The 18,616-nt window shown below is 40.7% G+C and carries 14 protein-coding genes and 1 pseudogene; 4 read left to right on the forward strand and 11 right to left on the reverse strand.

Translation table 11 applies throughout. From position 1 onward, the window contains the following. Positions 1–105 precede the first annotated feature (105 nt). The 3 genes from GTQ43_RS14235 to GTQ43_RS14245 form a co-directional block, all read right to left on the reverse strand. Entirely contained in the window at positions 106–1,248 is a 1,143-nt protein-coding gene (locus GTQ43_RS14235) for a sulfate ABC transporter substrate-binding protein (RefSeq protein WP_265273245.1), read from the reverse strand. Positions 1,249–1,419: 171 nt separating this feature from the next. Next, entirely contained in the window at positions 1,420–1,827 is a 408-nt protein-coding gene (locus GTQ43_RS14240) for a transposase (protein WP_265273246.1), read from the reverse strand. A 42-nt stretch (positions 1,828–1,869) separates the two neighbouring features. Beyond that, positions 1,870–2,835, reverse strand: coding sequence for an RNA-guided endonuclease InsQ/TnpB family protein (locus GTQ43_RS14245; protein WP_265273247.1), 966 nt, complete (start codon positions 2,833–2,835; stop codon positions 1,870–1,872). 46 nt (positions 2,836–2,881) lie between these two features. On the opposite strand from GTQ43_RS14245, the pseudogene tnpA reads away from it, so the two are divergent. Continuing rightward, positions 2,882–3,282, forward strand: a pseudogene (gene tnpA, locus GTQ43_RS14250) (IS200/IS605 family transposase). A gap of 554 nt (positions 3,283–3,836) precedes the next feature. Then, positions 3,837–4,937: a sulfate ABC transporter substrate-binding protein gene (locus GTQ43_RS14255; RefSeq protein WP_265273772.1), complete on the forward strand. Its 1,101-nt coding sequence runs from the start codon at positions 3,837–3,839 to the stop codon at positions 4,935–4,937. Between the two features lie 81 nt (positions 4,938–5,018). On the opposite strand, the gene GTQ43_RS14260 is transcribed toward GTQ43_RS14255, so the two are convergent. The 4 genes from GTQ43_RS14260 to purE form a co-directional block, all read right to left on the reverse strand. Further along, a complete protein-coding gene (locus GTQ43_RS14260) occupies positions 5,019–5,792 on the reverse strand; it encodes a sulfite exporter TauE/SafE family protein (protein ID WP_265273248.1) in 774 nt (257 codons plus the stop codon). 531 nt (positions 5,793–6,323) lie between these two features. Next, the gene (locus tag GTQ43_RS14265; RefSeq protein ID WP_265273249.1) at positions 6,324–7,103 is read right to left on the reverse strand and encodes a class II glutamine amidotransferase; all 780 of its coding nucleotides are present in this window, start codon (positions 7,101–7,103) and stop codon (positions 6,324–6,326) included. A 157-nt stretch (positions 7,104–7,260) separates the two neighbouring features. Next, the gene (locus GTQ43_RS14270) at positions 7,261–7,560 is read right to left on the reverse strand and encodes a putative quinol monooxygenase (protein ID WP_265273250.1); all 300 of its coding nucleotides are present in this window, start codon (positions 7,558–7,560) and stop codon (positions 7,261–7,263) included. Between the two features lie 51 nt (positions 7,561–7,611). Continuing rightward, the gene (gene purE / locus GTQ43_RS14275; protein ID WP_265273251.1) at positions 7,612–8,130 is read right to left on the reverse strand and encodes a 5-(carboxyamino)imidazole ribonucleotide mutase; all 519 of its coding nucleotides are present in this window, start codon (positions 8,128–8,130) and stop codon (positions 7,612–7,614) included. Positions 8,131–8,275: 145 nt separating this feature from the next. Here purE and nagA point away from each other — a divergent pair, with 145 nt between their 5' ends. After that, positions 8,276–9,466: an N-acetylglucosamine-6-phosphate deacetylase gene (gene nagA, locus GTQ43_RS14280; protein ID WP_265273252.1), complete on the forward strand. Its 1,191-nt coding sequence runs from the start codon at positions 8,276–8,278 to the stop codon at positions 9,464–9,466. 108 nt (positions 9,467–9,574) lie between these two features. Here nagA and GTQ43_RS14285 read toward each other — a convergent pair whose 3' ends face one another. Both GTQ43_RS14285 and GTQ43_RS14290 read right to left on the reverse strand, forming a co-directional pair. Beyond that, on the reverse strand, positions 9,575–10,699 hold the full coding sequence (locus tag GTQ43_RS14285; RefSeq protein WP_265273253.1) for a site-2 protease family protein: 1,125 nt from the start codon (positions 10,697–10,699) through the stop codon (positions 9,575–9,577). 681 nt (positions 10,700–11,380) lie between these two features. Continuing rightward, positions 11,381–13,093: a putative bifunctional diguanylate cyclase/phosphodiesterase gene (locus GTQ43_RS14290; RefSeq protein WP_265273254.1), complete on the reverse strand. Its 1,713-nt coding sequence runs from the start codon at positions 13,091–13,093 to the stop codon at positions 11,381–11,383. Between the two features lie 757 nt (positions 13,094–13,850). Between GTQ43_RS14290 and GTQ43_RS14295 the strand changes: the two genes are divergently transcribed. Continuing rightward, positions 13,851–16,970, forward strand: coding sequence for an MFS transporter (locus tag GTQ43_RS14295; protein ID WP_265273255.1), 3,120 nt, complete (start codon positions 13,851–13,853; stop codon positions 16,968–16,970). Between the two features lie 269 nt (positions 16,971–17,239). Here GTQ43_RS14295 and GTQ43_RS14300 read toward each other — a convergent pair whose 3' ends face one another. Continuing rightward, positions 17,240–17,458 (reverse strand): hypothetical protein, encoded by a 219-nt coding sequence (locus GTQ43_RS14300; protein ID WP_265273256.1) that lies wholly within the window; start codon positions 17,456–17,458, stop codon positions 17,240–17,242. Positions 17,459–17,885: 427 nt separating this feature from the next. Further along, entirely contained in the window at positions 17,886–18,584 is a 699-nt protein-coding gene (locus GTQ43_RS14305) for a phosphorylase (protein ID WP_265273257.1), read from the reverse strand. Positions 18,585–18,616: the final 32 nt, after the last annotated feature.

Here is an 18,616-nt window from a genome sequence, read left to right on the forward strand (position 1 = left end):
GTATTCGTAATTCGTAATTATTACTCCACAACAGTTCGCGGAGTGTGCTGTAAACAAGCAAGTTAGTCTGTCCTTCAATTACGAATTACGAATTATTTTGACTAATTACTTTTTCTTGGCTTGAATTTGGTCAAAAATAGCTCCATCTGCGAAGAACTTCTTATTGATTCCATCCCAACCACCGAAATCTGCAACTGTACCCAGAGTTTTCACTTTGGGAAATTTGTCTGCAACTTCTTTACTGAGGGTCAAAGTATCATCCGCCGGTCGGAATCCAAATTTGGCAAACTCCTGTTGAGCCTCTGGAGTATATAGATATTTGACAAAACCTTCGGCAACTTCACGCGTGCCGTGCTTATCTACATTTTTATCTACCACTGCGATGGGATTATCGATAGATATATTGACATCGGGAATGATTGCAGTCAACTTTTCACCCTTTTGTTCTGCCAAAATAATCTCATTTTCATAGTTAATCAAGGCATCACCTTGACCCTGCTTGAAAAAAGCATCAGTAGCTTCACGTGCATCCTTGGTCAATAAAGGCACGTTTTTATATACTTTGGTAACAAACTCAGTAGCTTTAGCATCATCTCCACCAGTTTTAATCACTGAATTCCAAAGAGCTAAGAAATTCCAGCGAGCAACCCCTGATGTTTTCGGATCGGCGGTAATTAGTTTGATACCGTCTTTAGATAAATCTTGCCAAGTCTTGATGTTTTTTGGATTTCCTGGACGTGTGACTAATGCTGCTACTGATTTGGAGACAATACCATTGTTGGGAACTTCTTTCTCCCATCCTGGTTGAATCAATCCAGCCTTCTCAATTTTTGAGGTATCTCCAGCTAGCGCTAAGTGAACAACATCTGCTTCCAAACCATCGATAACGGCGCGAGTTTGGGAACCAGAACCGCCATAGCTTTGTTTGAAGACGACAGTTTGGTTATGATCTTTCTTCCATTGTTCTACAAACTTAGGAATGATGGCTTCGTGAGCCGCTTTCGTAACTGCAAAAGAAACCAAAGTTAGTTCAATATTATCCTTGCTTGCAGCAACAGGACTAGCAGCAGGGGTTTCCGTGGAAGAATTACCTCCAGTTCCACCGGAGCAAGCGGCTAGCGCCACACTCAATACCATACCTACCAAAAAGAGTGATACAAAGCTTTTAAGCGAATTTAGCCGGAACCGATATGTTCCATGTTCAGACATCGCTTGTAATCTTTTCAGTGGGCGTTGCCACAAACTCATTCCATTTCCTCCGCTAATTCTACAGTTATCTGATGGGAATACAGTTATATACTATAATACAGGATGAGTACAAGTATCTGGTTATAGATGTATTGACACTCTCCTACCTAAAGGCGAGGAGATTCTTAAGACCTCACAATCTTAATATCCTGTTTGCACAGGTTCTCAGACTCAACACGTTTGCACAAAAGTGCGTGCTGATATCTTTTGAGCGTTTAGGTGTTTAACAGCAAGTTCCGGGGAGTCCCCCCGTACTATCTTAAAACCTCTATCTCTAACAGTTTTTGCAGCACCAATATCAGCGTGTTCGTGATATCCGCATTCAGTGCAGATGAATTTTTCACCATCACGGCTAGACTTATCAATATGCCCACAATTTCTGCATTCAAGGCTAGAGTGTTTAGGGTTAATTTTAATCACGACTTTTCCTTGCTTTGCAGCGAGATACTCAATCTTTAAAATTAATTCACCCCACCCTGCATCAGAGATAGCGCGATTTAAACCTTTCTTTCTCGATTGCCCATTTTTCAAAAACCTGCCACTATTCTCATCAACTTTAACTTTGCAACGTCTCAACATACCGGAGATATTTAAATCTTCTAAGGCAATAGCATCAACCTTTCAAGATACTATGAGGTTTGCAACGTCCCACTGGTAAGTGACTCGTTTATCTGTAATCTTTTTGTGAAAACGTCCTAACTTGCTAGCTGCTTTTTTACAATTTTTACTACCCTTAACTTTTCTGCTAACTCGCCTCTGTCTAATTTTCAGAGTACGTTTAGCTTTCTTGTTAGTTGAGAATTTAGGATTATTAATTTGATACCTATCCGACAAGTGAACAAGCTTGGTTATTCCTAAGTCGAAACCAAGGATAGACTTAACTTCATCTATTGGTTTTAATACGTAATCTGGAATACTTTTATCTTCAATCCTAATTGAGACATACCAACCATCTTGACGCTTGCGGATTGTCGCGGACTTGAGAGTAAATCCATCTGGTATTAAGCGAGATTTGAAGAATCGCATCCATCCTAACTTAGGAAGGTAGATTTTACTCCCTTGAACTTTCACGCCCATCTGGTAAGTAAAGGATGTAAAATTGCTCCGGTTTTTAAATTTGGGAAACCCTCTACCATCAAAAAAGTTTTTGTAAGCAGTGTCAAGACGTTTAACGTTTTGTTGTAGCACTGTAGAATCAATTTTACCAAACCACGGTCTAGCTTTCTTTAGCTGAGGTAAAGCCGTTATTTGGATATCTCCAGCACTACGCCGTGGGTTTTTCAGCTTGCCATCTAAATCTTTCTTAGCATCCTTCCAAGGTTCTCCGCTTGCACCATTCTTGCTAACAAAACAAGTCAGTGGACAGGCTTCTGATTTAGTTCTGATATCACAATAGTCTCCCTGAATAAATTGCTGATTATATTGAGCTATTCTGTCAGTCAAACTCCAGTTGTAGGTAGAGCGAAGCATATCTAGCCATCCACCCATTTTGTTTGACTGAGTAACGTTAGGACGCAGCTTGTAGGCGTAATTTGTTAGCAGTTTGTAATCACCTCCTATTGTCGATTGGCTAACTCGATTATACACTACATAATATATACAAAACACAATCAGCAATTACAGAAAGATGGGAATTTTTTCTCCAGATGAATACAGACATGAAGGCAATGCAATATCACTTCTTAACTATCACTTTGTTTTTATACCAAAACGGAGAAAGAAGGTATTGGTAGACGTAATAGCAGAGAGATTGCAGGAAATCATCTGTGAGGTTTGCAATTGAATTTAGATGGAAAATTATTGCAATGGAAATCATGCCTGACCATATTCACTTATTTTTGAATGTGAAACCAACAGACAATCCCTCCCAAATCATGAACAGAATTAAAGGACGGGCTTCTCATCACTTAAGACTCATAGTTTCCAGAATTACTTAAACTTCCAACTCTATGGACACCAAGCTATTTTGTTTCAACTGCTGGTAATATTTCTACAAAAAATGTAATAGATTACATAGCACACCAAAAAGATTAAATCAGAACACCGTAAACGGTGCTATCAGCTTTCATCCCCTTCCTGAAGTACGAAATACGCAACTACGTTGCTGTTTCTCAGGGGTTTTCAGCATTTCCCTTATAAAAACTTCCTATTCTTGATAAAGAATATGGGAATATAACCAGTTATATGAACAATTACAAAGACTCTCATTTTTAATTATCAAGTTGTCATCAAAATCATCTGTTCTATACATCAAGCAACTTGCTAGGGAACAGCTAATTTTTAACTCATTTCCGGCTTTTCATGAAAAGCCGGGGAATTTCTATTCGTTGGTACTAATGACTAAATCGGCTGGCGGCTATCCCGGATACCCCTTGAAGGGATGGGATTCCCGCCGATTTTTTTGAGTAAGTCCTAAAATTAAAACTTTTAGTATAAAAATTTAGTTGAAATTCTAGGGTTCATCTGCTAATCTCTTCCTAAAGATATAGAACGGTAAATTGACCGATTTACCGTTGTTTTACAAGTAACTACATAGCATCCAGCATCCCATGACACATCTGCAATTCCAAAAGTTACAAGTTTTAGGCATGGTGAAACAACTATTTCCCCAGAAAAAACCTGCATCTACTCAAACCTCTGCACTTTTGTTAGCAACTGGCTTGAGCTTAAGTATCCTTATTCCTTCTTATGCTGCGGGCACTGCTAATAAAACTGTTTCTGTTAACCAGAAGCCTCAATTGATGAGTCAAGCCGGTAAGACGGTTGAAATCACTCTCGTTTCCTACGCAGTCACCAAAGCTGCTTACCAGAAAATCATTCCTGAATTTGTAGCGAAATGGAAACGCGAAAAAGGTCAAGATGTAGTAATTCGGGAAAGTTATGGTGGTTCTGGCTCTCAAACCCGTGCAGTAATTGACGGATTAGAAGCAGATGTTGTAGCCTTGGCGCTGGCATTGGATACCAAAAAAATTGAAAAAGCCGGACTTATTCAACCAGGCTGGGAGAACGAAGCACCAAATAACTCAATTGTGACTCACTCAGTAGTTGCCCTAGAAACACGTGAAGGTAATCCGAAAAAAATTCAGGGTTGGAGTGATTTAACCAAATCAGGGGTAAAGGTGATTACAGCCAACCCTAAGACTTCAGGAGGCGCACGGTGGAACTTTCTGGCTTTATGGGGTGCGATTACTAAGAATGGTGGAAGTGAAGCTCAAGCTCTTAACTATGTTACCCAAGTCTTTCGCAATGTCCCTGTGTTACCTAAAGATGCGCGGGAATCGAGCGATGTCTTTTACAAGAAAGGTCAAGGGGATGTTTTGCTTAACTACGAAAACGAGATTATCTTAGCAGCACAACAAGGAAAAACTTCACCATCTTATGTGGTTCCTCAAGTGAACATTTCCATAGATGGGCCAGTAACAGTTGTGGATAAAAATGTTGACAAGCACCGTACCCGCGAGGTTTCCGAAGGTTTCGTTAAGTTTCTTTTTACACCGCAAGCTCAACGTGAGTTTGCCAAAGTTGGTTTTCGACCTGTTAACTCTACTGTCACAAAGGAAGTACAGAATAAATTTCCCAAGATTTCTAAGCTTTATAATGTTCAGAGTTTGGGAGGCTGGGATACTCTTCAGAAGAAGTTTTTCGACGACGGTGCAATCTTCGACAAAATACAAAGTGGCCGACGCTAACATTGGCTTTCTAATCTAGATTTTTATTCAACAGCTGTTCATGACTGCAATTTTTATGAACAGCCTGTTAAGTATTTATATTTAAATTTTTGGTGAATATGCAGCAAAATCAAATAACGTCTTGAGTGCAAGAGCAATTACTGTGCTGAGAAATATACGTCGTAACCAGAGGTTGCTAAGTCTGAGGGCAACCCGCGATCCAACAATTCCACCAATGAACATAGTAATACTCAGAATAATACCTAGTTTGTAATCAACTATTCCCTGTGTAAAGAAAATAATGGTGGCAATCAGCGAAGAAAAAATATTGATAAACTTTGTGTTTGCGATCGCCTGTACAAATGTCATCCGAAATAGGCTGACATAAGCTGCTGTGAGCATAGTGACATAGCCACCACTAAAGAAACCACCATAAACACCAAGCACAAAAGTTGCCACATATCCACCAATTTCTTCTATTGGTGATGGTCTTCCTATTCTTAAAACAATTCCAGCATTCCGATTGGTGATTGAAAATACGGCAACTACAATCATCAAAATCGAGATAATCAGAGGCATAGATTTTGACGGTACAACTAAAACAAGTAATGCACCAATGATTGAGCCTAAAAGCGTTAGGGAAATTATTATTGGTAAGCGATTGCGGTCAATTGTTTTTTTACCAATAAAAGGCAATGTACCACCAACACTCATAAAGGTTAATGCCAGCATATTAGTGGCAAGTGCAATACGCGGTTCAATATTCAATTGCAACATTACAGGGACGGTAATTAAAGAAGTACTTCCTGTAATGACACTTATGACACTTGTGAGAAAGAAAATTGCAATGAGGAGCAGTAATTGGATAGCATTCATCAGAGAATTTTATTTTATGTTGTTAAGAATACATTTTCTGCAATGATGTTTGCAGTAAATAGAAATATCTAAAACTCTTGTTTAACATGAGTTACAGCGTTTTCTTGACTATATTAATATAGATATACTTCAGTGTAAATACATACATTTTATACCAATAAAATCAGTATTTTGTATAAGCTTTTAACAACTAAGTTGGGTAAAAATTATATAAATTGGTAAGTTAAAAAAGTAATATACATCTGTAACAAAAAGATCCCCGACTTCTTGAAGAAGTCGGGGATCTGAGCCTCTCAGTAAAAAACAAATTAAATGGAATTGCTATAATAGGATAGGATTCCTATTTGATTTCTGAACAAAATTAAGTACTGTAGGGTACGTTAGGATGAAATCTGTAAAGCACCAAATCCTTACGAAAGGTGCGTTAAACTGTCGCTAACACACCCTACAAATTACTTAATATGAACACCATCAAAAATAAAACCCATCTAGAAATTATCTAAATGGGATAAATCGACTAACTACTGATTATTAAGTGAATGCATATTTCAGGGGCAAACCATCCTGAAAAATTAGTAATTCTCCGGGTTTGATTTGTGTCCAAACTTCGTTGTCAGTCAAAGGTGTGGTAGCAATGACAGCAACGCGATCGCGTTCGGTAGTCACTTCCCGAAAATCTACAGTCATGTCTTGATCGATTAAATGGGCAGCTGCAAAAGGTGCTTGACGGACAATGTAGCTGAGTTTGGTTGAGCAATGAGCAAAAAAGTGTTCTCCATCAGATAATAAGTAATTAAAGATACCTATTTTTGCAATTGCATCACTAATTTGTTTAAGTACAGGGTACAATTTTTTGATGTCAGGCTTACCATCAGGAAAGCGCGATCGCAATGTTTCTAAGATCGTACAGAATGCTTTTTCACTATCTGTATCACCTACAGCTTGATAAAAGCCTAAATTTTCTGGATCAAAATTTGGCAAATTACCGTTGTGGGCAAACACCCAATACTGACCCCACAATTCTCTACGGAAAGGATGGCAGTTGTGTAGGGCAACTTTACCCTGAGTAGCTTTACGGATATGGGCGATGACATGAGTTGAGTGGATGGGATAACTCCGCACCAACTCGGCTACCGGAGAAGCAACAGAAGGTTGGGCATCTAAAAACATCCGACATCCCTTTCCTTCAAAGAAAGCAATGCCCCAACCATCGCTATGATCGTCCGTTTTTCCTCCCCGTGCAGAAAACCCTTCAAAAGAAAAGCAAATATCTGTTGGAACATTGCAATTCATTCCGAGCAATTGGCACATGAATGTTGCACTCTAAATTTTTGACTAAGGTCTCAAAACCAAGATACTTCAGAATGCTAGATTGATTCTGGAGCGATCGCTTCAATCTTAGAATTTAGGGCTGAGATATTCCAAATTATCCCCAACAATAAAGAGCCTACTTCTAAGGAACATGACACTATGCCAAAAGATGGTAGTAACGGATATCTGGTGCAGCACTCACTAAACCTTCGAGTTTAGCTGCTACCGCTTGGAAGTGGGGTGAATCTAGATGAGTATTCAGGGCTTCATGAGAAGTCCACTCCTCTACAAAAGTAAAGTCTGTTGGTTCGTCTTGGTTTTGCAAAAGTTTATACTCGATCGCACCTGCTTCGTAACGGCTTGGCTCAATGAGTTCCAACAGTACAGCTTTTAGTTCTTCTACTTTGTTAGGCAAAGCAATAATACGGGCAACAATGCGAATAGTTTGGTTAGTCATTTGTCATTTGTCATTGGGAAAGACTTGCTGCTAATCTGCTGTTAAGATTTATTAAAACATCTGCTGTAAATATTGCTCATAGCCTAGTTGTTCTAGTTTTGCTTGCTTGGCAATTACTGATTCACATAGAGTTTGGCGATATAGTTGTACTCTTTTTAACAATTCTGGTTGCTGAGTTGCGAGGATTTGTACTGCTAAAAGTCCGGCATTTTTGGCATTACCGATCGCCACTGTTGCTACAGGAATTCCTGCGGGCATTTGTAAAATAGAATATAAAGAATCCACGCCTTGTAAGTTCCGGGTGGCTATAGGAACACCGATAACAGGAAGTGGTGTTAAAGACGCTACCATTCCCGGCAGATGGGCAGCACCACCGGCACCGGCAATAATTACCTTAATACCACGTTGGTGTGCAAGTTGAGCATATTGCACCATGCGTTCTGGGGTACGGTGAGCAGAAACGATCGCTACTTCATTCTCAACGCCAAATTCCTCACAAACTGCGATCGCGTCCTTCATGGTGGGCAAATCAGAATCGCTGCCCATGATAATACCAACTAGGGGAGTCATAATAATTAAAAATTAAAAATTAAAAATTAAAAATTATTTGAGGTAGGTTATGCCGATAATCATCTCATCTATTGGCGTTGTTTGAATTGATTTATTGATATTGGTTGCATCTAAAATCAGATTTAGCTATCTTCTCGTCAGTGTGATGACCCAAGTAATAGAAAATCCTGTAGATATTATCAATGCTAGAGTGCCTGGTTACAAAGATTTGCAGATGCTCTTGGTTAACCAACAGGGCATAATTGAGCAAATCTTACCAATGGGTACGGTAGAAGCACGCAGCCGTGCATCTATAATAAATGTTGCTGGCGATTGGATTTCATTGGGTGGCGTTGATTTGCAAATTAACGGTGCTTTGGGTTTGGCATTTCCTAATTTAACGGCTGAAAATGCTCATAAGCTCCAAGAAATATCACAATTTTTATGGGATGTTGGAGTAGATGGGTTTTTACCGACACTTGTAACAACTTCAGTAGAAAACATTCAGCGATCGCTTGCGATTATTGCTGAGGTTATCACCAATCAACCAGCAGGGGCGAAGATTTTGGGAGTACATCTAGAAGGGCCATTTTTGAATTTTCAAAAGCGTGGCGCACACCCAGCAGAGTATCTCTTACCCCTGACAATGGATCGGGTAAAGCAGGTTTTGGGTGATTATGCCCATGTTGTGAAAGTCATCACTTTAGCACCGGAGTTAGATTTGACTGGCGAAGTAATTCCATATTTGCGTTCTCTGGGAATCATTGTCAGTTTAGGGCATTCTCAAGCAACAGCGGCCCTTGGGCAACGTGCCTTTAAACAAGGTGCAACGATGGTAACTCATGCTTTCAACGCTATGCCAGCATTACATCACCGCGAACCAGGGTTATTAGGGGCAGCAATTATCAATCCTGATGTAATGTGTGGTTTTATTGCTGATGGTGAACATGTTTCGCCCACAATGCTGCAAATTTTACTTCGCGCTAGCTATCAAGAAAAAGGGCTGTTACTTGTCAGCGATGCCCTTTCTCCTTTGGGGCTACCCGATGGCGTGTATCCTTGGGATAGTCGAGAAATTGAAGTTAAAAACGGTACGGCACGACTAGCCGATGGCACTTTGTCGGGGACGACTTTACCCTTGTTGGTGGGAGTGCAGAATTTGGTGAAGTGGGAAATTTGTGATGTAGAAAGTGCGATCGCTTTAGCTACTAATGCACCTAGAAAAGCGATCGGTTTACCAGGAATTGTTAAGAGTCAATCCGCTAACTTATTACGCTGGCATTGGGATAAGACTACAAAAAAATTAACTTGGCAACGTGCCAGCACCGGAGAAATGTTGAAGAAGCCAGGAGGTTAGAATTTATCTGTTGCTCTCAACCTCATAGATATCTAGTCAAATTAAATATGTTTTATCCAGAACCCTTGTAGAGACGTAGCAATGCTACGTCTCTACAATCATATTGCACTATGCAGGGTTAGGTTGGGTTCGGCTTTGAAGTAGCTGGATAATTGCAGTTTTTTCTAATATTCCAACTAAAACGCCATTCTTACGAATCACAGGAAGCACAGATAGTTTTTGTTCTTCGAGTAACTGCATGACTTCCAGCAGAGGTTGATCTGATTGGACTGTGGTAGATTCGGTAATTGGTCGCATGACTTCTTTAACTTGAGTTTCTGACCACATTGCTGTCGGGATGGTTCGTAAATTATCAACTGCGATCGCACCTACTAATTGTCCATCATTATCAGTCACTAAGAACCGATGCCAGTTTTGCCCACTGATGACTCGCTCATCGGCAAACTCTCTTAGGCTCAGATTAGCAGATACAATCGGGCTGTCAATAGTTACAGCATCCTCGGCTGTCAAACCTGTAAGTTTTTCTTGCACTCTGGCAAATTGAGCCGCATTACCAGCATTTTGTAACAAGAAGAAGCCGATTAACAAATTCCAGAAGTTACCGAAGCTGCCAAAGAATAGTAAGGGAACTATACCGGAAAGAATTGCCACCCAACCAAAGATTTGCCCAACTCGACTGGCAAAGGTTACACCTTTATAAGGATTGCCTGTAATTTTCCAAACAACAGCTTTCAGTATATTTCCGCCATCTAAGGGCAAGCCAGGAATCAGGTTAAATAGGGCTAATGCTAAGTTAACAGAAGCGAGAACACCAAGAATTGCCGCTAACGGGCCTGATGCAGTAGTAGTGATACCAATAGCTGTAAGGATACCAAATAGTAGTAAACTTACCATTGGGCCAGCGATCGCTACCCAGAAAGCTGCACCTGGGGTTTTGGACTCTTTTTCTAAGCTAGCCAAACCGCCAAATATAAATAGCGTGATGGATTTGACATCAATACCCTGACCGATTGCAACGAAACTGTGGCCTAGTTCATGGGCGACGACAGAGGCAAATAACATCAGCGCTGTCATCAGTCCTAGTAGCAAAGCTAATCCCGCAGACAATTGGGGAAATTGCGCCGCTAGTCCACTGCTATAGCTCCAAGTTACTAAACCCAGAACTAAAAACCATGAGGGATGGATATAGAAGGGAATTCCGAAGAGATTGCCAACGCGAATTGTGCCATTCATGTCGTTCACCTTTGATGTCAACTGCGAGAGGTTTGTTTTTTTCCTGCTCGATGTCTTCAGTGTAACGAAAGGTTAAGAGATTTTAATCTTCGTGGCGGTAGTGGTGTCCGTCTGTAAAGGTGCGGTTATCAGAAAAATGGGTTTAAAACCCCGTCCTTAAAGGACGGCTTTATATTAGAGGTATCGTGGTATAGTTAGAAGTGGTCGTTGACCCACCCAGACATCGGAGACAGAAAGCCTAACACCAAAGTTCGATAGAAGACTATCGACGGCGCAGAAAAGACGGCAGACTGGGATAAGAACAAGAGGCAATTGGTTTCATCCTTAAGTTACAAAACACCTGAACATTTTGTTTTCAAGTTGCTGCGGGACACGCAGTCGTAAAGTCTGTGGAGCGAACATAAGACCAAATCCTCTTAGGGGTGGAGGCGGTTGCTATGAAACAGAAACCTAAGTCGTGAGTCTTAGGAATCCCCGACCGTTTACGGCGGGGAGGATGTCAATGGTAATATTTGGGATTGATACTCTCCGGGCTAAAGTCACGGAGGACAGTTTTTTGTGTGGTAGCCTTGCTTCCACACAAAAAGAATCTCAATCTAGGTGCGTAGCGTTATACAAGTATTCGGGTGGCCGCCGAGATAGGTGCAAAATGGAAGACGTTGTAATGGCTTAGGCATCCACCTATACTGTAATTGTCTCTACCTGCTGAGAACTTTTTTGCAACATTGGGGCAATTATATCAGCAGGAACAGGACGACTAAAGTAGTAACCCTGACCTTCATCACATCCACGCTTTTGCAGGTATTCAAGTTGTTCTTGAGTTTCCACACCCTCCGCCGTAATTTTCAACCGGAGGCTCTTTGCGAGAGCAATAATCGCATCGGTAACGGCGGCGCTATCAGGATTAGACATAACATCCTGTACAAATGACTGATCAATTTTGAGCATATTCACAGGAAAGCGCTTCAAGTAATTCAGGGAGGAATAACCAGTACCGAAATCATCCAGAGCCAAGCATATACCCAGTTCTTGTAATTGTTTTAAGGTTTTAACTGAACGCTCAATATCAGCCATCAAAAAACTCTCTGTCACTTCTAGTTCTAAGGAAGATGCCTGGAGTTCAGTTTCCTCAAGAATTTGGTTGACGATCTCAACCAGATATGGTTGTTCAAACTGTCGAGATGACAGATTCACAGATATCCGAATTGGGGGAAATCCAGCAAGCTGCCAAGCACGGGTTTGGGCGCAAGCAGTTCGTAAGACCCATTCACCAATTGGTACGATCGCACCATTAGCTTCGGCAATGGGAATAAACTTGGTTGGGGAAATCATACCGAAAGTAGGATGCTGCCAACGAATCAAAGCTTCCATCGCTGTAATTTCTCCGCTATTTAAATCAATCAGAGGTTGATAATAAACCAGCATTTCGCCACGTTCAAGCGCTCCATGTAATTCATTTTCCAAAGTCAGCCGCTCTTGTAACTGAGCATTAATTTCTGGCGAATAGAATTGGTATTGGCTACGCCCTTGCTGCTTCGCTTGGTATAGGGCTATATGAGCCTGTTGCAAAAGTTGATCTATGCCATTGCGATCGTTTGGCTGATTAATTGTGATCCCAATGCTGACGCTGATATGAACCGAGTTACCCTCTAGAGAAAAGGGTTTATTTAGGGTATTCAGCAGCACCTGAGATAGCTTAATTACATTTTCTAAAGAATGAATGTCAATTCGGGCAAGGGCAAATTCATCTCCATTCAAATGGGCAAGAATATCTGTTTGCACTACGCAAGTTGATAACCTCTGTCCAACTGCTCTTAACAACAAATTTGTTGTCTGACGATCCAACCCATGACTCATACCAGTGAAATCATCAATACTGAGCAAAAAGACAGCTACAAGGCGCTGATTATTTTCAGGTTGGGATAGAATTTGCTGGAGGCGATCGCAGAATAAATCACGATTGGGTAATCCAGTCAGGTTATCATAATTAGTAATATGGTGAATTAACTCATCTAATTTGTGAAGAGTTTGTGAAGTATCCGCCATCAATGTACCCGCTTCATCAGCAAATTCTGTAGGTAATTCCGGTAGTGTTTTGGTGTTCAGATAATTTTGTAATGCAGCAGATGTCAAAATTACTGGTTTAAGGAGATGGTTTAGGGCGTAGAGGGTAGCGGCTGTACCTGCTAATGTTGCCAATAGAGCAATAATCATAACTCGCGCCGCCATCTCTAAGGAATAGGAATTTGAAATGACGAAACTCAAGAGTAAAGTTAGAAGTGGTATATGAGTGCCCAAAAATGCCACAAACATAATTTTAGCAGTGTAACTTTTCTTGAGCCATCTGAAATGAGCTAAAAACGAGTACAAGTAGAGGTTGCGATCGAGCTTCATAAATTCTGTCCAGTAGTTGCTAAACTTAGTTCCGAGCTATTCTGACGAAAAAGTATTTTTGATTCGCAATGTGAAATTAGCTCTCATAGAACTCAACCCTGATTAGGTCATATATTATGCTTCCCAAGATAGGTTCCTAATTAATATCAATAAAGATAAAGTTTGTGTAAAACTTATCCTCAAAACAATAAATACAACCAGTAATAAAGTTGTATTTATTGTTATACTGACAGTAGTTATTAGTTTGTATAAATACAGAAATATAAATTTTCAAAAAACAACCAAATTCTACATTTTTGTTTTTAGATAAAACTAATAAAAATATTTATTTATCAAGAATAAGTTATAAATCAAGAGTCAGATGCGGTTGGGATTGCTTAATTACGCTCGCAATGACTGTAAATATTTTTGTCCAACTACTTATTTGCACTCATTGAGATACTCCCGACTGATTAAAACTCTATTCCTTTATGGGTAGAGTATTCAATTACAAATTATGACTTTTGATTCCTGTGTAATTTTTTTGTAAAATACGACTTTTGACCAACTAACTTATTACCTAAGAAAGTGCTAGCTTACGTCACTGACAACTAAATTGATAAATAAGCCATCTGATAGCGGTTCCCATTCAAATGTGGTGCAACATCATCTCGTAAGGTGTAGAGGCACGTAATGCCGTGCCTCTACGGTTGTACCTAACATAAATGAGAACCGCTATATCAATGGTTATTTAATTTAGTGCAAGTGAGAAAATCCTATGTTTCAAGGTGTTTTAACTATTTGGGCATGGAACTGGCTGCCTTTTGGATTAGCGCCAATTACTTTAGCGCAGCAAGTACTAACTCCAGAACAATCATCAGTTCTTTTTTCTGGCCCGAAATTCTTAGTAGCATTACTAGCCGGGCTGTCTATGGCATTTGCCTTTCAATTATTATTAACAAACTTTTCCGTTGCTGTCGGAATTTCATCTTGGGAAATTGACTCAGATTCTGATGACGAGTCAGAAAGTTTGGGTAAGACAATTCGTAAAGTTCAAGCTAAAGTTGGTTCTTGGGCATTGATAACCGCCAGTATTGCATTATTTATTGCTTGTTTTCTAGCAGTAAAAATTAGCTTAATCGAAAATGCATTCTTAGGAGCAATTATCGGTGTAGTCATTTGGTCTACCTATTTTTCACTCGTAATTTGGTTGGGTTCATCCGCAGTCGGTTCTTTAATTGGTTCGATTGCTAGTACCGTAACTTCTGGTTTTCAAACTTTGATGGGGACTGCAACTGCTGGTATCGGTGCTAATACTGCCAAAAAACAGTTAGTTTCTACTGCTGAAGAGATTACAGCCGCAGTCCGGCGGGAATTAACTTCCGGTTTTGACCCTGAAGGAATTAAAAATACGCTCCAAAGTTCATTAAGTTCTCTACAATTGCCAAAGCTGGATATCAAAGAAGTTCGTAATCAATTTGACCAGCTTCTGAAAGATACAGATTTGCAATCTATCGCTAATAGTGATTTGTTACAAAATATTAATCGCCAAACATTTGTAGATTTAATCAGTAGTCGTGCTGATTTATCTAAAGAAGATATTAATCGTATTGCTGACCAATTTCAAGGTGCTTGGGAACAAGCTTTAAGTCGCAAAAATCCTACAGAGCAAGTAATTAATTTACTCAAGTCTGCTACCCCTGAAGAACTGAATTCAGAGCAATTAGGTGAACGTCTTCAACAATTGGTTACAGTTGGTGGTAATGGCAATGGTGTGATTAAGCAAGCAATTCGATATGGTTTGAGTGCTGCTGCACCAGCAGTTTTGGAGCGGGTTAATCTTTCTAATATCGATGTGAACAAAATTACAACTCAGTTGCAAAAGCTGAAAGAAAAGGTTCAAGATGTCGATGTCGATCAAATCACGGAACAATTTCAAAAATTTAGAGAGCAAGCAACTGAGCAAGTATCGGCAAGATTACCAATATCACTCGAAAATACGATTAAATCAGATGTAGAAGACTACATATTAAATTCGTTTCCTTGGCATTTTAACCGCATTACGTTAGGAGATGAATTCAAGGAAGTCATCTATGACGTAAATGCAGATCCAACAACTGTGAGACGGGAGTTGGAAGAAATTAATCAAGAATATTTCACTAGCTTACTGAAGCAGCGAGATGATATTAGTGAAGCTAGGGTGAAAGAAATTGCCGAACAAATGGAAAGCGATCGCCTGGAAGTTTTAGAAACTGTCAAACAGGCCCAAAAACGAGAAAAAGGGCAAGATTTCCGCACCCGGATTGAAGATTATCTCCGTTCGACGGGGAAAGAAGAACTCAACCCTGAAGGTATTGAACGTGATTTTTCTAAGTTACTAGACGATCCAAAAGCTGGGTTTGAAGATTTAAGCGATCGCTTCGGGCAATTTGACCGCGATACTTTTGTACAATTGCTGCAACAGCGCCAAGATATCAGCGAAGAAGAGGCTAATAATATTGTCGGTCAACTCGAAGGCAACCGCGATCGTCTCTTGAATGGTGCTAGAGAACTGCAAGAACAAGCAAAAGCGAAAGCAGATGAACTGCGCCAAAGAGTTGAAGATTATCTGCGGAATACTAACAAAGATGAACTCAATCCCGATGGCATCAAACGTGAGTTTAAGATTTTACTAGACGATCCGCAAGCCGGAATTAGCTTGTTGCGATCGCGCCTCTCGCAATTCGATCGGGATACACTGGTACAATTGCTGAGTCAGCGTCAAGATTTGAGCGAAGAACAGGTAAATCAAGTTCTCGATCAACTAGAATCAGTCCGAGATAGTATTTTGCAAGTACCGCAACAGGCGAAAGAACAGTACGAAAAAACGACAAAAGCGATCGCTGAATATCTCCGCAATACCAACTTGGAAGAACTCGATCCACAAGGAATCAGAAGCGATTTGGAAAAATTACTCGACGATCCTAAAGCTGGTGCATTAGCACTGCGCAATCGCTTATCTCATGTCGATCGAGAAACTTTGGTTCAACTCGTCAGTCAGCGCGGAGATTTGAGTCAAGAGCAGGTTAATCAGATAATCGATTGGGCGCAAGATGCTATTGGTGATATTCTAAGAGCGCCACGACGTTTAGCAAAACGTACCACTCAAGTAGCTCAAGATTTTGAAGCCAATCTAGAAGAATATCTGCGTAATACCAACAAAGACGAACTAAATCCTGAAGGAATTAAACGAGATTTACAATTGCTGCTGTCTTCTCCCCGCGCTGGAATTGGGAATTTAAGCGATCGCGCCGCAAAATTTGATCGTTCGACAATTGTGGCGTTACTATCCCAACGGGAGGATATCTCAGACGAAGAAGCTAACCGAATTGTGGATCAAATTGAGTCGGTTCGCAGTTCTATTGTCGAACAATTCCAGCAGATTCAGCAAAGGGTGCAATCAGTGCTAGATGGAGTTTTTGCTAAGGTTCGTAACTATCTCAACTCGCTGGATCGTTCTGAACTCAATTATGAAGGGATTAAGCAAGACTTTGCCAAAGTATTCGACGATCCCGAAGCTGGATTTGAAGCCTTGCGCGATCGCCTCGGTCAATTCGATCGTGATACCTTAGTTGCTGTCATCAGTTCTCGTGAAGATATTTCCGAGGCGGATGCTAACCGAATTATTGACCAAATTGAAGCCGCGCGGGATGGCGTATTGCAACGAGCCGAACGCATCCAAAAAGAGACGCAAAAACGCTTGAAAGCGATCCAAGAGCAAACTAAAAAGCAAGCCGAAGAAACCAAAAAAACCGTTGCAAATGCTGCTTGGTGGATATTTGGGACAGCAATCACTTCCCTTGCAGCCAGTGCGATCGCAGGTGCGATCGCTGTGACTGGGTTAACTCTACCTCTGTAGAATTTCGCCATCATCGAGAATTTTTAGCTTAAACAAAATTCATCTCACGTTCTCATTCTAGTGAGGCGTGGGATGAATTTTTCGGCGATAAGGTTTTGGTGCGTTAGTTCTTTACCTGCAATGTTAAATAATTAAACAAAATTAATTACACAATGTCATTGCGAATGGAGCGTAAAGTCTTCGGCATAGCTTCGCTTAACGCGGTAGCGTCTCGTAGAGATAGCAAAATGAAGCATAAGTCCTTCGGACACCCTTCGCGAACGCGGAGGCTAGGATTGCTTCGCTTCGCTCGCAATGACTGTAATTAATTCTACATGGTTACTTAATGCATCGACCTGCAATGTTAATACATCGACTTGCAATGTTAATGCATCAACCTGCAATGTTAATACATCAACCTGCAATGTTAATACATCGAATTGCAATGTTAATGCATCGACCTGCAATGTTAATACATTGACTTGCAATGTTAATGCATCGACCTGCAAAGATTAGCGCACTTTATGTTACGCAGTAAGATCATGTCCGTAATTAGTTATGATTTTCACAGTCATTGCACCCCAACCCTTAATCCCCTCTCCTTACTAAGGGCTAGGGTGTACACACAAGTCTTTTGGAGTTGCCCCACAGCTTTAGATCCCCCCTAACCCCCCTTAAAAAAGGGGGGGACTAGAATCAAAGTCCCCCAATTTATCGGGGGATTTAGGGGGATCTCCAACGATTTTGGGTTTCTACAGACTTGTGTGTACACCGTAGCCTTACTAAGGGGAGGGGAGACAAAGCATAGCTTTGGCGGGGTGGCGTTTTTCGAGTTTAATAAGTAATCAAGCAGACATGATATAACGCTAAAAGACTTATATCTACACGGTAGCCTACAAAGAGAAAGACTTTGAATCTTACTCAAAGAGTTGGGAGTTACGTCTGTAACGCTAAAAATAGCCGATTTGTAACTTGCTCTAACACCTTTAATGCTGTTAACGAACCTCGAATCAGGCGAGTAGCAGCAAGGGGTTGTCGTAGCATTGCCATTGCTAAAGGAAAAGGGTTTAGAGAGCCATCAGAATTAATTGCTGGTGTGAGATCGGGGATATCGTGCTGACAATTATCACTAACTACTCGCAGCATTGCCACAGCCACCTCAACCTCATTGAAAAACTCTAGAGCAGTAAATCCTTCCATATCAACAACATCAGCCGCCAAAGTCTCACCCAAATGGCGTTTTTCGACAGCAGACCAAATAACGCGATCGCTTGTCATTGACTTGACTAAATATGCTTTTTGTGCCAGTAAAGAGTGCAATTGTGTTGTGAAAGTGCGATCGCATTCTTGCCGCTTCCCAGAAAAAAGACAATCTTCATACAGTACAATATCGCCAACTGTGTGGCGATCGCTCAAGCTGCCACATATACCCATAATCAACACTCTAGATTTGGGAGCTAACAATTGTGCATTTCTTGGGGATTGTTGTAGATATTTAAGCAAAGGTTTCATCCCCACAGGTATGGCTACTACCGTTGGCATGGAACCAGTTACGCCGCTTAATCCGCGACACACAGCTTTATATTCTGCTCCTTGGGGTACTAAAATTGTATTGATGGGCAAAAAATTAGGCACTAGCTCTCCCAAAAACTTTGACAGAATAATTG

The sequence above is a fragment of the Nostoc sp. KVJ3 genome (assembly GCF_026127265.1).
In the GTDB taxonomy this organism is placed as follows: domain Bacteria; phylum Cyanobacteriota; class Cyanobacteriia; order Cyanobacteriales; family Nostocaceae; genus Nostoc.